The sequence below is a fragment of the Pseudomonas sp. LBUM1670 genome (genome assembly GCF_059695695.1).
Genome location: NZ_CP166783.1, coordinates 2,761,333 through 2,774,966, shown reverse-complemented (window position 1 = coordinate 2,774,966; position 13,634 = coordinate 2,761,333). Strand labels below are relative to the sequence as shown.

Below are 13,634 nucleotides of genomic sequence, written 5' to 3'. Positions count from 1 at the left end.
GACTCCCTCTCCTGCTGAACATGGACTTCACGCATGCGTTTACGTCATATCGAAGTGATACAGGCGCTCCTGCAGACCGGTCACCTGGGCACCGCCGCCGAATGGTTGCAGTTGCCAGTGGCCGAGGTCGAAAGCATTTTGCGTGACGCCGAGAGTCAGTTGGGCTTCATGTTGTTTTCCAGCGTGCGTGGACGCCTGCAGGCCACGCGCGAGGCGCGGGAGTTGCAGGTCGAAATCGCCCACGTCTACGAGGCGCTCGATCCGGTCCAGCGTCTGGCCAGCAGCCTCAAGCAGTATCAGGCTCCGCCCCTTCGCATCATCTGCACACCGCCCCTGGCTCAACAGTTATTGCCCCAGAGCATCGCGGCCCTGCGCCGGCGTCTCCCCGACGTGCCCTGCAGCCTTTTGAGCCAACCCACCCGCGACATCGTCAGAAGCCTGCTGCTGCGCGAAAGCGATCTGGGGTTGAGCCTGCACGATCCCGATCACGCGGATATTCATTGTCAGGTCATTGCCCAGGGCAAACTGCAACTGTTGGCCCCCCACGGCTGGCTGCAACCGAAACAGAAGTACATTTCGCTGCAAGACCTGGCGGGCCAGTCGATGGTCGGCCTGGAAGGTCATGATCCGCTGAGCCCGGCGCTCGACAACAAACTGCACGGCTTGCGCCCTGCCCCCGTCGTCCACACCCGGGTTCAAACGCACCAGATGATGCGCAGCATGGTCGAGGCCGGGGAAGGTCTGGCAATTGTCGACCCGTTCACCGCGCTCGGTGCCAAATCCGCTGGCCTGGATGCCTGCCCGTTGGCGCCCGCCGTGCCGATCAGCGTCTACGCCCTGACCTTGAAGAACGGCGAACCTTCCCCGGCCGTTCAGGCATTGCTGGATATCGTCACGGAACAAGCCGTGGCGATGTTGGCGAGCTGATCGGGTTTTCCAGCGGGTTATCGAACAATCGATACCAGAACAACGCGATCTCGGCGGTGTTGGGGTCGATGCCGCGATAACGCAGGTGATCGATTCCGCCAACCGCGTAACCGCAGCGCTCATACAGTCGACACGCTCCCAGGTTGTTGTTCTGGGTTTCGAGCATGATGCCCGGCAGTTTTTTCTTGCGACTCCAGAACTGCGCCACGTCCAGCAGCGCCTTGGCCACGCCATGCCGCCGGGCCGGCGCGTGTACCGCCAACTCGTCGATGTGGGCAAAGCCGTTCCAGTTAGTGCTGATGACCAGGTGACCCACCGGCTCATCGTCGAGATAAGCCATGAAAATCGCACTGTCGGCGGCATCGCGGAAACTGCTGAATTCCTCGGGATCAATGCCGTAGCACTTGCGGTAAGGGGTGATCGGCGTTACCGGCCACTGCTCCACCGGCTTGCCGATTTCGGCTGCGCCATAGGCCGCGACTTCAAAACTGAAATCACTGCCCCAGATGTAAGCAGCAAAGCCATCGTCGGCAACACGCACCGACAGCCCTGGGTATTTCGGATTCATGACCGGTTGCATACTGGGAAAGGTCCTCACTCCTTGATGCAATCGACGGTGTAATGCCGCCCATTGCCCTCGTCTTCGTGTTGCAAGCCGTGCACATCGGCGACAAACCCCGGGAAACTACTGTCGAACGTGCGGGCAAACGCCAGGTAATCGATGATCGAGCGGGTCGACGCGGTGAAGCGTTCGCCGGGCATGATCAACGGGATCCCCGGCGGGTACGGCACCAGCATGACTGCGGCGATTCGGCCATCCAGCGCATCGATCGACACCGCCTCCACTTCGCCACGTACCAGTTGATCATAGGCGTCGGCCGGCTTCATGGCGATTTCCGGCAGCACTGTGTACATGCGCTTGAGATGTTTGGCCGTGGCATTGCTGCGGTAACAGGCGTGCAGTTGATCGCACAGATCGCGCAACCCCATGCCCTTGTAACGCGCGCCGTCCTGCTGCGCCACGCACGGCAGGCAACTCGATAGGCTGACGTTGGCGTCATAGCTGCGCTTGAACTCCAGCAACTCGGTCAACAGCGTGCTCCATTTGCCCTTGGTGATACCCATGGAAAACAGCACCAGGAATGAATACAAACCGGTCTTTTCGACGACCAGCCCGCGCTCCCAGAGGAACTTGCTGACCACCGCCGCCGGAATCCCGCGCTCACTCAACGCACCGCCCGCCGTCAGACCCGGCATCACCAGGGTGACCTTGATCGGATCGAGCAGCACATAGTCGTCGGTCACGCCGCCAAAACCGTGCCAGTCGGCATCGGGTTGCAGCAGCCAGTCTTCGGTGACGACCCGCTCGATGCCTTCCACCGACGGCGGCTGCCAGATCGAAAACCACCAGTCATCCGCCGCGATGTGCTGCCGCAGGTTGGCCAGCGCCCGACGGAAACTCAAGGCTTCGTCGAACATTTCCTGTAACAAGGAACGACCGGCCGGGCCTTCCATCATGGCCGATGCCACATCCAGCGAGGCAATGATGCTGTACTGCGGCGACGTGGAAATGTGCATCATGAACGCTTCGTTGAAGCGGTCGCGGTCCAGTTGCCGCGCGCCGCCGTCCTGAACGTGAATCATCGAGGCCTGACTGAACGCCGCCAACAGCTTGTGCGTGGAATGGGTGGTGAACACCAGCGGGCTGTCTGCGCTGCGAGAAGTGCCCATACCGTAACGCCCGGCGAAGAATTCATGAAACGCCGCGTAGGCATACCAGGCCTCATCGAAATGCAGCACTTCGACGCTGTTGCCCAGGTTTTGCTTGATCAGTTCGGCGTTGTAGCAGAGGCCGTCGTAGGTCGAATTGGTGACCACCGCCAGTTTGACCTTGGGTGCGCGGCCCTTGGTCAGCGGGCTGGCGTCGATCTTGGCCTGGATCGACTCGCGACTGAATTCGCTCAGCGGAATCGGACCGATGATCCCCAGTTCGTTGCGCTCCGGGCACAGGTACAGCGGAATGGCGCCGGTCATGATGATCGAGTGCAACACCGACTTGTGGCAGTTGCGATCCACCAGCACCAGGTCATCGCGAGCAACCATGGAGTGCCAGACAATCTTGTTGGCGGTCGAGGTGCCATTGATCACGAAAAAAGTGTGATCGGCGCCGAAGTTTCGCGCCGCTCGCGCCTCCGCCTCGGCCAGCGGGCCAGTGTGATCGAGCAGCGAGCCCAGTTCCGGCACCGACACCGACAAATCCGAACGCAGGGTGTTTTCCCCGAAAAACTGGTGGAACGCCTGCCCCACCGGGCTCTTGTGATACGCCACGCCGCCGCCATGCCCGGGCGTGTGCCAGGAATAGTTGGAATCGGCGGTGTGCTGCACCAGCGCCTTGAAAAACGGTGGCAGCAGACCATCCAGGTATTTGCGCGCCGCTCGCGCAACCTGCCGCGCCAGGAACGGCACGGTGTCTTCGAACAGATAAAGAATGCCACGCAGCTGATTGAGCTCGTCCATGGCATCGGCCGGGGCGTTTTCCAGCGTCACTTGCTCGCCGAGGGCGAAGATCGGCAAATCCGGCGCACGCACCCGCGCCAGGCCGATCAGTTCGGCCATGTTCTGCAGCAGATGGGAATTGGCGCTGGGGTCTTCGGCGGCGATCAACATGCACGAGAGGCCGTGATGGGTCGACGCGACCAGCCGCCCCTCGGTGTAATCCACCGCCGAGACAATGCTGAAGCCTTCCTGCTCCAGCTCCCGGGCGATGCCACGCACGCGATCACCGGCGACGGTGTCGGCCTTGATGTCGCGATGGACGATCAGGACCGGGAATTTCAAATCTTTATACATGGGGCTCAGTGTCCTGAGGCGGCAGACCTTGGCTTGCCAATAACCTCAGGGTAGAGGGTTGAGGCGGATGTGGCGAGTGTAATGCCCTGAGAGGGGTCATTGGGACGCGGTGGCTTTATTAAGATCAAAAGATCGCAGCCTCGTTTCACTCGACAGCTCCTACGGGGTTACGCATTCCATTGTAGGAGCTGTCGAGTGAAACGAGGCTGCGATCTTTTTGAAGGACCTAAGCCTGAGCTTCAGCCTCGGCGAGTTGCACCCACAGTGCCGGGGCGCCGGCAGATTTGGCAATGGCTTCCATCCGCGCCACATGCCGGGCCAGATCGTCTTCGCTGGCGCGAATGATCCGCGTCGGCTGACGATCGGCCGGCAAGCGGCGGATTTCAGTAGCGGAGTTGTCCGCGCCTTCACCGGAGCCATTACCGTCGGACGCATTACCGGCCAGCGACAGGCTGGTCTGGCCGCCAGTCATGGTCAGGTAAACGTCGGCCAGGATCTCGGAGTCGAGCAAGGCGCCGTGGAGTTCACGGCCCGAGTTGTCGACGCCATAACGTTTGCACAAGGCGTCAAGGCTGTTGCGCTGTCCCGGGTGACGTTCCCGGGCCATCATCAGGGTGTCGAGGATCGAGCAGTGTTGCGTGATGTCCGCACGATCGTGCTGACCCATCAGGGCGAATTCGTTGTTGATGAAGCCAACGTCGAACGCCGCGTTGTGGATGATCAACTGCGCGCCCTTGATGAACTCGAAAAACTCATCGGCCACTTCAGGGAAGCGCGGCTTGCCCACCAGGAATTCGTTGGTGATGCCGTGGACACCGATGGCGCCTTCGTCACTTTCGCGGTCCGGTTGCAGGTAAACGTGGAAATGCCGGCCCGTCAGGCGCCGACCGATCAACTCGACACAACCGATTTCGATAATCCGGTGGCCATCGGTCACCGGCATGCCGGTGGTTTCGGTATCGAGTACAACGGATCTGGTGGCCATCAGTGCTCAGCTCTCAACGGGTCAATCGTGCAAAAGCGGCGATGTTAACACGCTCGCCGGGGTCTTTCAGATAGACCGTGTTGCGGCATTCGCGAGCAAGCCCGCTCCCACCCTAGATCTTCAGTGAACACAGAATTTGTGTTCGGCAACGATCGAATGTGGGAGCGGGCTTGCTCGCGAAGAACGCGACGCGGTATAGCGGCGGTACCAGAATCAGGCTTGCTTGTACCCACGCACTTCATCCACGCCACGATTCGCCAATTGGTCAGCCCGCTCGTTGCCATGATGCCCGATGTGCCCGCGCACCCATTTCCACGTGACGTTGTGACGGTTGACCTGCTCATCCAGCAGCTTCCACAAGTCAGCATTTTTCACCGGTTCTTTCGCCGCCGTTTTCCAGCCGCGTTTCTTCCAGTTATCCATCCACTCGTTGATGCCTTTCATCACGTACTGCGAGTCCGTCACCAACAGCACGTCGCAGGAGCGCTTGAGTTCTTCCAGCCCACGGATCGCGCCCATCAGTTCCATGCGGTTGTTGGTGGTATTGGCTTCGCCGCCCCAGAGTTCTTTTTCAACGCCCTTGCACACCAGCAATGCGCCCCAGCCGCCTGGGCCAGGGTTGCCTTTGCAGGCGCCGTCAGTGAAGAGTTCTACGCTATCGCTCATGCCAATCTATCCAGAAAATGCGGTGGCTCGCCGATCCGCGATCGACGATGCCCGAGGCCGGGGCAAACCCGGCCGGGAATAAAAACAGGAATTACGGTTCGATATTTCGCCTGTTGACCTTGGCCATTGGCAGGGGAATCAGCTTGCCCATCGGTTCACGACGCTCCTGACGAAGCGGACGCAAGCCCACCACAATCTTGCGCGCCACCAATAAATAGAAGCCGCCGCCAGACAATTGCCAATCACCGGCCTTGCGCTCCCAGCCGGCCAGACGGGCTTGCCAGGCGGGGGACGCAAGCGGCGGACGATAGCACCCGAAGCGGCGTTTCTCCAGCGCGAAGCCCAGCAGATTCAGCCAGTCGCCGACCCGTGACGGCGAAATGCAACGGGCCTTGCGCAAGGCGTCATGGGCGAACACGTGACGCAAACCCCAAGTGCTCCAGGGGTTGATCCCGACAATCAGCAAGTGCCCGCCGGGGCGGACACTGCTCGCCGCTTCACGCAGCAAACCGTGGGGCGAGAGGCAAAAATCCAGACCATGCTGCAACACCACCACATCGGCGGCATGTTCGCTCAACGGCCAGGCTTGTTCTTCACAGACGATTTCGACACCCGGCAACGGCGCGCCGAGCCGCACATTGCGCTGGACCTGCGGTGCCGACGGCGGCGTCTCGGCCGAAGGACCGTAATGCACCAGATAGCCACCGAAGAAGCGCCCCAACTCGTCTTCGAGCATGCGGCGCTCTTCATCCAGCAGAAATTGCCCAAGGGGGCCGGACAGCCATTCACGGGCCGCGCTGATCAAGGCCAGCCAGTCAGGATCAGCCTGAGCGAACGCTTTATCGGTCATTGCATTCTCCAACGCGCCAGGAAGTTCTAAGATGCGCCATTGTTTTCCGCTTGGCGAATCCGACGATGATACAGATCACAGCCCTGCCCGCCTTCACCGACAACTACATCTGGTTGTTACAAGACCCCGGCACCCGGCGCTGCGCGGTGGTTGACCCCGGCGATGCCGCGCCGGTTCAGGCCTGGCTCGCGGCCAATCCGGGTTGGGTGCTGAGTGACATTCTGATCACTCACCATCATCACGACCATGTCGGCGGCGTCGAGCAGCTGAAAAAAGCGACAGACGCGAAGGTCTACGGCCCGGCCAGCGAAACCATCCCGGCGCGGGACGTCGCGCTCAAGAACAACGATCGCATCAACGTGCTGGGCTGGGACTTCGATGTGCTCGCCGTTCCCGGCCATACCCTGGGGCACATCGCCTTTTACCATGAGGGAACGCTGTTTTGCGGTGACACCCTGTTCGCCGCCGGTTGCGGGCGCCTGTTCGAAGGCACGCCCGAGCAAATGCACACCTCGCTGACACAACTCGCCGCGTTGCCTGAAGATACGCGGGTTTACTGCACCCACGAATATACCCTCAGCAACCTCAAGTTTGCCGTGGCAGTCGAACCCGACAATTTGCATACCGCCGAACGTCTGGCAAAAGTCATGCAACAACGGGAAGCCGGGATCATCACGCTGCCATCGACGATCGCTCTGGAAAAGCTGACAAACCCGTTTTTGCGTACCGGCGAAACATCCGTTAAAGAAAAAGTGGACGAACGGAACGGCCCCGATAACCGGGCTTCCAGTGCGGTTTTTGCTGCCCTTCGGGCTTGGAAAGATAAGTTCTGACGGAGCGTGCCGATGGCGCTGAAAATCTGAATGGTTGACCGCAGGGGGTGCGCTTTCTAGAATCGCCCGACATTTTTGCCCGGAACTTACTTCCAGCCAATGTCGTCATCTATTCGTAAAGCCATCAATTCAGACGCATTGACCCGCTTGGCTCAAGCCATAGCGGTAGCTGTGTCCGCCACTCTGGCGGGCTGTTCCAGCCATGTGCCGCAGACCGACGCGGCGCACACCCCGAATATCGCCGCTCGAGCCAAACAGAAGCCCATCTGGCTCAGCGAAAAGCCGACCCCGCAAATTCCACAGGACGTCTGGGAGCGCATGCGCCAGGGCTTCCAGTTGCAGGAAAGCCTGGGCGTCAACCCGCGCATCGAGCAACAGCGCCTGTGGTTCGCCAGTAACCCGTCTTTCCTCGAAAACGCCGGCGAACGCGGCAGCCTCTACATTCACTACATCGTCGAACGCCTTGAAGAACGCAACATGCCGCTGGAACTGGCGCTGCTGCCAGTGATTGAAAGCGCCTACAACCCGATGGCCTATTCCCGGGCCGATGCGGTTGGCTTGTGGCAATTCATTCCTTCCACCGGGCGTTACTTCAACCTGCGTCAAACCCGATTCTATGATGGCCGTCGCGACATCACCGCTTCGACCACCGCCGCGATGGATTACCTGACGCGCCTGCACGACATGTTCAACGGCGACTGGCTACTGGCCCTCGCGGCTTACAACGCCGGTGAAGGCACGGTCAGCCGGGCTATCGAGCGCAACGAAAAGCTCGGCCTGCCAACCGATTACTGGAACCTGCCGCTGCCAGCCGAAACCCAGGCCTATGTGCCGAAGCTGCTGGCCTTGTCGCAAGTGGTGCTGGCGCCGGAAGCCTATGGCGTGAACCTCAACCCGATCGCCAACGAACCGTACTTCCAGGTCGTCGAAATCAACCAGCGCATGGACCTGTCCAAAGTGGCCGCGGTGGCCAACATCGACGAAGACGAACTGTTTCAGCTCAATCCGGCTTTCAAGCAACGCACTACCATCGACGGGCCCCAGCATTTGCTGGTGCCGACGTCCAAGGCGCAGCTGCTGACCACCAGCCTGTCGACCATGCGTCCCGAAGAGTTGATCAGCAAGAAGTCGCTCAAGCCGGTTTTCGAAGGCGCTGATGAATCCGAAATCGCCAGCCTCAAACGTGCCTACCGTGTAAAACGCGGCGACAACCTGGCCGCCATCGCCAAGGCCAACAAGGTCGACGTCAAGGACCTGCAGCGCTGGAACAAAATGACCGGCAAGAACCTCAAGGTCGGCCAGACGCTGGTGATGCAGGACAAGACCAAACGCAGCGCCGGACGCGTCAACACCGTCGTGGCGGCCAATACCAAGACGAAGACCCAGAAGCCGCAGACCCAATACAAGGTCCAGCAAGGTGACTCGCTGTACATCGTGGCCAAGCGTTTCAACGTTGAAATGCAACACCTCAAGCGCTGGAATCCGCGTGTTGGTCAAGCCCTCAAACCTGGGCAGATGCTGACGGTGGCTTCGCCGCACTAAAAACAGCCCCTGACTTCAGGGGCTTTTTTTCGCTTGTAACTGTAGGAGCGAGCTTGCTCGCGATGGATCTGATAGCGCCGCGGGGTGTCAGGCTACCAGCGTTATCGTTGACGACCATCGCGAGCAAGCTCGCTCCTACAGGAGTCACCTCAAATCCCCGTCTTTTTCCTGTCCATACAAGCTGTTACTGTACGGCCCACAAAGCCCAAGCCGCCTGGATCGGATCTCTGACTTGAAGCGTCCCCTCCTCCTGCTCCTGATCAGCCTGGCCTTGAGCTCCTCCGCAAGTGCGACGATCAGCGAAAGCCATGGTTATGCGCAGTTCGGCACGCTCAAGTACCCGGCCAGATTTACCCACTTCGACTGGGTCAACCCGCAAGCGCCCAAGGGCGGTACGTTGCGGGTGATGGCGTTTGGCACCTTCGATACGCTCAATCCCTACACATTCAAGGGTTCGAGCCCGGTCTCCACCGCGAATTTCCTGCAATACGGCATCAATGAGCTGAACGAACCGCTGATGGTCGGCACTGGCCAATACGCACCGTCCGGCGACGAGCCCACGTCCAGTTATGGCCTGATCGCCCAATCGGTGGAATACAGCGAAGACCGCAGTTGGGTGGTGTTCAACCTGCGCCCCGAAGCACGATTTCACGATGGCACGCCGATCACCGCGTACGACGTCGCGTTCTCCTACCGGTTGCTGCTCAAGGAAGGCCATCCGCAATACCGCACCAATCTTCAGGAAGTGTTGCGGGTCGACGTGCTCAACCCGCAGCGCGTCCGTTTTGTTTTCAAGCGCTCCGGTAATCCGCTGCTGATCCTGCGCCTCGGCGAGTTGCCGGTGCTGCCGCAGCATTACTGGAAAGGTCGCGACTTCAAGGCCACCACCTTCGAGCCGCCGCTGGGCAGCGGCCCTTATCGCATCACCTCGGTCACGCCCGGGCGCCAGATCGTGTTCGAACGGGTCAAGGATTACTGGGGCAAAGACCTGCCGGTCAATCGCGGCAAGTACAACGTCGATCGCATGGAAGTCGAGTTCTACCGCGACAGCGACGTCGCGTTCGAAGCGTTCAAGGCCGGCGAGTTCGATATCTATATCGAGCATCAGGCGAAGAACTGGGAAAACGGTTACAACTTCCCGGCCGTGCGACGGGGCGATGTCATCAAGGCGCAGATCCCGCATCAGATCCCGACCCAGAGCCAGGGCCTGTTCATGAACACCCGGCGACCGACTTTCTCCGACCCGAAGGTCCGTGAAGCGCTGGGGTTGATGTTCGATTTCGAGTGGACCAATCGCACGCTGTTCAGCGGCGCCTACAAACGCGCCATGAGCTACTACCCCAACAGCGAATTTTCCGCCACCGGCCTGCCAGTCGGTCACGAATGGCTGATGCTCAAGCCGTACCGCGAGCAATTGCCCGCCAAACTGCTCACCGAGCCGTTCAGCCTGCCGCAGACCCAAGGGCGCGGCATTCCAAGAGAAACCATGCGCAAGGCCCTGGGCCTGCTCGCCGAAGCCGGCTGGAAGCTTGAGGGCCAACACGTACAGAACGCTGCCGGACAACCGCTGCGCCTGGAAATCCTGCTGGTCAACCCGAACCTCGAACGCATCCTCCAGCCTTATGTCGAGAACCTCGCCAGCATCGGCATCGACGCCCGGTTGCGTACGGTGGATCGCGCCCAGTACAAACAGCGCCTCGACCAGTTCGACTTCGACATGATCCTGATGACCCTCAACCAGACGCTCAGCCCAGGCCTGGAGCAATGGCAGTATTTCCACTCCAGCCAGGTCGGGGTCAAGGGCAGCAAAAACTACGCGGGCATCGCCAACCCGGTGGTCGATCATTTACTTGAACAATTGCTCGCCGCCCAGACCCGCGATGAACAGGTTGCCGCCGGCAAAGCCCTGGACCGCGTGTTGTTGTGGCAGCACTACATCATTCCCAACTGGTACCTCAATTATCACCGCCTGGCCTACCGCAACCGGTTCGCCTTCGTCACTACGCCGCCCTACACCTTGGGCCTGAGCGCGTGGTGGCTGAAATCTTCGGAGAAAGATCGATGAAACCCGTACGCGCCCTGCTCTTGCAGGCCAGCGGCCTGTTGTTCGCCGGGCTGGCCTGCGCCGCCCCGCAACACGCCCTGACCTTGTACAACGAGCCGCCGAAATACCCGGCCGACTTCAAGCATTTCGACTATGTGAACCCGGATGCGCCCAAGGGTGGAATCTTTCGTCAGGCCGGGTTCGGTGGCTTCGACAGCCTCAACCCGTTTATCAGCAAAGGCGTGTCCGCCGGCGACATCGACCTGATCTACGACACCCTGGCCAAACAAGGCCTGGATGAGCCGTTCACCGAATACGGATTGGTCGCCGGCAAGATCGAAAAGGCCCCGGACAACAGCTGGGTGCGTTTCTACCTGCGCCCCGAAGCGCGTTTCCACGACGGCCATCCGATCCGTGCCGAAGACGTGGTGTTCAGCTTCCAGACCCTGATCAAGGACGGTGCGCCGCTTTATCGCGGTTACTACAACGATGTCGACGAAGCGGTCGCCGAAGACCCGCTCACCGTGCTGTTCAAGTTCAAACACAGCAACAACCGCGAGCTGCCGCTGATCCTCGGCCAGTTGCCGGTACTGCCCAAGCACTGGTGGGCGACCCGGGATTTCAACAAGGGCAACCTGGAAATTCCGTTGGGCAGCGGTCCGTACAAGGTCAGCGAGGTGAAGGCCGGGCGCTCGATTCGCTACGAGCGGGTCAAGGATTACTGGGGCAAGGACCTGCCGGCCAACCGTGGTTTCTACAACTTCGACGTGATGACCACCGATTACTACCGCGACAACACCGTGGCCCTGGAAGCACTCAAGGCCGGTCAGTTCGATTACTGGCTGGAAATGAGCGCAAAGAACTGGGCCAACGCCTACAACATCCCGGCGGTCAGCGAAGGTCGGCTGAACAAGGAACAGATTCCCAACGGCAACCCGACCGGCATGCAGGGTTTTGTGTTCAACCTGCGCCGACCGGTGTTCCAGGATATGCGCGTGCGCCAGGCTCTGACGCTGTTGCTGGACTTTGAATGGACCAACAAGCAACTGTTCAACGGCGCCTACGTGCGCACCCGCAGTTACTTCGAAAACTCGGAAATGGCCGCTACCGGTTTGCCGGATGCCGACCAGTTGGCCATTCTCGACCCGTTCCGTGGCAAGATCCCGGAGCAAGTGTTCACCGAGGCTTTCCAGAACCCGGTAACCGATGCCAGCGGCATGATCCGCACGCAGCAGCGCAAGGCTTATCAACTGCTGCAAGAGGCAGGCTGGCGGATCGTCGATGACAAAATGGTCGACGCCAACGGCAAGCCGGTGACCATCGAATTCCTGCTGGCCCAGACCGAATTCGAACGGGTGCTGCTGCCGTTCAAGCGCAACCTCAGCGATCTGGGCATCGACCTGGTGATCCGCCGGGTCGACGTCTCGCAGTACATCAACCGCGTGCGTTCGCGGGACTTCGACATGATCGTCGGCAGCTTCCCGCAGTCCAACTCGCCGGGTAACGAACAGCGTGAATTCTGGATGTCTGCCGCCGCCGACAAACCCGGCAGCCGCAATTCCATGGGCCTGAAAGACCCGGTGGTGGACCAATTGGTCGAACAGTTGATCAACGCCGACTCGCGCAACAGTCTGGTGGCCCACGCCCGCGCACTGGACCGCGTGCTGCAATGGGGCTATTACGTGATCCCCAACTGGCACATCAAGACCTGGCGCGTGGCTTACTGGAACCATATCGGCCACCCGAAAATCTCACCCAGGTACGACATCGGCACGGCCACCTGGTGGATCAAGCCAAACGTGACACCGGCGATAGAAGTCGAAACCAAACTGCAAGCCGACCCTGCGGGCACGGAGTAATAGATGCTGGCGTATATTTTTCGGCGACTGCTGCTGATCATCCCGACCTTGCTCGGCATTTTGCTGATCAACTTCGTGATCATCCAGGCCGCCCCCGGTGGGCCGGTGGAGCAGATGATTGCCAAGCTCGAAGGCTTCGAAGGCGCCACCAGCCGCATTGCCGGCGGCGGTGCCGAAGTGTCGGTGGCCGGATCCGCCTATCGCGGCGCGCAGGGCCTGGACCCGGCGCTGGTCAAGGAAATCGAGCACATGTACGGCTTCGACAAATCGGCGCCGGAACGTTTGTGGATCATGGTCAAGAACTACGCCACCCTGGACTTCGGCGACAGCTTCTTCCGCGACGCCAAGGTCATCGACCTGATCAAGGAAAAGATGCCGGTGTCGATCTCCCTCGGGCTGTGGAGCACGCTGATCATGTACCTGGTGTCGATCCCGCTGGGGATCGCCAAGGCCACGCGGCACGGCAGCCACTTCGATGTCTGGACCAGCTCGGCGATCATCGTCGGCTACGCGATCCCGGCGTTCCTGTTCGCCATCCTGTTGATTGTGGTGTTCGCCGGCGGCAGCTATTTCGACTGGTTCCCGCTACGGGGCCTGACCTCGAACAACTTCGACGAACTGAGCATGGGCGGCAAGGTGCTCGATTACTTCTGGCACCTGGCGTTGCCGGTGACGGCGCTGGTGATCGGCAACTTCGCGACCATGACCTTGCTGACCAAAAACAGTTTCCTCGACGAAATCAACAAGCAGTACGTGGTGACGGCGAAAGCCAAAGGTCTGACCAATCACCGCGTGCTTTACGGCCATGTTTTCCGCAACGCCATGCTGCTGGTGATTGCCGGTTTCCCCTCGGCTTTTATCGGGATTTTCTTCACCGGCTCATTGCTGGTGGAAGTGATCTTCTCCCTCGACGGACTGGGGCTGATGAGTTTCGAAGCCGCGATCAACCGCGATTACCCGGTGGTCTTCGGCACGCTGTTCATCTTCACGCTGCTGGGGCTGGTGGTGAAACTGATCGGCGATCTCACGTACACCTTTGTCGATCCACGCATCGATTTCGAAAGCCGGGAGCATTGAG

General features: G+C 60.2%; 11 protein-coding genes. 6 read left to right on the top strand and 5 right to left on the bottom strand.

What is annotated here, in order from left to right; all coding sequences use genetic code 11:
• The first annotated feature begins 33 nt into the window (after positions 1 to 33).
• Positions 34 to 927: a LysR family transcriptional regulator gene (locus tag ACA073_RS12570; protein WP_497403822.1), complete on the top strand. Its 894-nt coding sequence runs from the start codon at positions 34 to 36 to the stop codon at positions 925 to 927.
• Here the strand turns inward: ACA073_RS12570 and ACA073_RS12565 are convergent.
• The 5 genes from ACA073_RS12565 to ACA073_RS12545 form a co-directional block, all read right to left on the bottom strand.
• Entirely contained in the window at positions 893 to 1,507 is a 615-nt protein-coding gene (locus tag ACA073_RS12565; RefSeq protein ID WP_497403820.1) for a GNAT family N-acetyltransferase, read from the bottom strand. The two genes, ACA073_RS12570 and ACA073_RS12565, sit on opposite strands and share 35 nt — an antisense overlap.
• 14 nt (positions 1,508 to 1,521) lie before the next feature.
• The gene (locus tag ACA073_RS12560) at positions 1,522 to 3,777 is read right to left on the bottom strand and encodes an Orn/Lys/Arg family decarboxylase (RefSeq protein WP_497403818.1); all 2,256 of its coding nucleotides are present in this window, start codon (positions 3,775 to 3,777) and stop codon (positions 1,522 to 1,524) included.
• 226 nt (positions 3,778 to 4,003) lie between these two features.
• Positions 4,004 to 4,762 (bottom strand): DNA polymerase III subunit epsilon, encoded by a 759-nt coding sequence (dnaQ, locus tag ACA073_RS12555; protein WP_497403817.1) that lies wholly within the window; start codon positions 4,760 to 4,762, stop codon positions 4,004 to 4,006.
• 213 nt (positions 4,763 to 4,975) lie between these two features.
• Positions 4,976 to 5,428, bottom strand: coding sequence for a ribonuclease HI (gene rnhA / locus ACA073_RS12550; RefSeq protein ID WP_008028618.1), 453 nt, complete (start codon positions 5,426 to 5,428; stop codon positions 4,976 to 4,978).
• 91 nt (positions 5,429 to 5,519) lie between these two features.
• On the bottom strand, positions 5,520 to 6,278 hold the full coding sequence (locus ACA073_RS12545) for a methyltransferase domain-containing protein (protein WP_017338266.1): 759 nt from the start codon (positions 6,276 to 6,278) through the stop codon (positions 5,520 to 5,522).
• Between the two features lie 65 nt (positions 6,279 to 6,343).
• On the opposite strand from ACA073_RS12545, the gene gloB reads away from it, so the two are divergent.
• From gloB to ACA073_RS12520, 5 genes are all read left to right on the top strand, one after another.
• A complete protein-coding gene (gene gloB, locus ACA073_RS12540) occupies positions 6,344 to 7,111 on the top strand; it encodes a hydroxyacylglutathione hydrolase (RefSeq protein ID WP_497403815.1) in 768 nt (255 codons plus the stop codon).
• A gap of 99 nt (positions 7,112 to 7,210) precedes the next feature.
• The gene (locus ACA073_RS12535; protein WP_497403813.1) at positions 7,211 to 8,653 is read left to right on the top strand and encodes a transglycosylase SLT domain-containing protein; all 1,443 of its coding nucleotides are present in this window, start codon (positions 7,211 to 7,213) and stop codon (positions 8,651 to 8,653) included.
• A gap of 250 nt (positions 8,654 to 8,903) precedes the next feature.
• Positions 8,904 to 10,718 carry an extracellular solute-binding protein gene (locus ACA073_RS12530; protein ID WP_497404080.1) on the top strand — a complete coding sequence of 605 codons (1,815 nt, stop codon included), beginning with the start codon at positions 8,904 to 8,906 and terminating at the stop codon, positions 10,716 to 10,718.
• On the top strand, positions 10,715 to 12,556 hold the full coding sequence (locus ACA073_RS12525) for an extracellular solute-binding protein (RefSeq protein WP_497403812.1): 1,842 nt from the start codon (positions 10,715 to 10,717) through the stop codon (positions 12,554 to 12,556). Before ACA073_RS12530 ends, ACA073_RS12525 begins: the two co-directional genes overlap by 4 nt.
• Positions 12,557 to 12,559: 3 nt before the next feature.
• On the top strand, positions 12,560 to 13,633 hold the full coding sequence (locus ACA073_RS12520; RefSeq protein ID WP_150630560.1) for a microcin C ABC transporter permease YejB: 1,074 nt from the start codon (positions 12,560 to 12,562) through the stop codon (positions 13,631 to 13,633).
• Position 13,634: the final 1 nt, after the last annotated feature.

Excerpts from the sequence above, each read along its gene's own strand:
- ACA073_RS12545 (WP_017338266.1), bottom strand. The coding sequence starts at position 6,278 with ATGACCGATAAAGCGTTCGCTCAGGCTGATCCTGACTGGCTGGCCTTG.
- ACA073_RS12520 (WP_150630560.1), top strand. The coding sequence starts at position 12,560 with ATGCTGGCGTATATTTTTCGGCGACTGCTGCTGATCATCCCGACCTTG.
- ACA073_RS12525 (WP_497403812.1), top strand. The coding sequence starts at position 10,715 with ATGAAACCCGTACGCGCCCTGCTCTTGCAGGCCAGCGGCCTGTTGTTC.
- ACA073_RS12560 (WP_497403818.1), bottom strand. The coding sequence starts at position 3,777 with ATGTATAAAGATTTGAAATTCCCGGTCCTGATCGTCCATCGCGACATC.
- ACA073_RS12565 (WP_497403820.1), bottom strand. The coding sequence starts at position 1,507 with ATGCAACCGGTCATGAATCCGAAATACCCAGGGCTGTCGGTGCGTGTT.
- dnaQ (WP_497403817.1), bottom strand. The coding sequence starts at position 4,762 with ATGGCCACCAGATCCGTTGTACTCGATACCGAAACCACCGGCATGCCG.
- ACA073_RS12570 (WP_497403822.1), top strand. The coding sequence starts at position 34 with ATGCGTTTACGTCATATCGAAGTGATACAGGCGCTCCTGCAGACCGGT.
- rnhA (WP_008028618.1), bottom strand. The coding sequence starts at position 5,428 with ATGAGCGATAGCGTAGAACTCTTCACTGACGGCGCCTGCAAAGGCAAC.
- gloB (WP_497403815.1), top strand. The coding sequence starts at position 6,344 with ATGATACAGATCACAGCCCTGCCCGCCTTCACCGACAACTACATCTGG.
- ACA073_RS12535 (WP_497403813.1), top strand. The coding sequence starts at position 7,211 with ATGTCGTCATCTATTCGTAAAGCCATCAATTCAGACGCATTGACCCGC.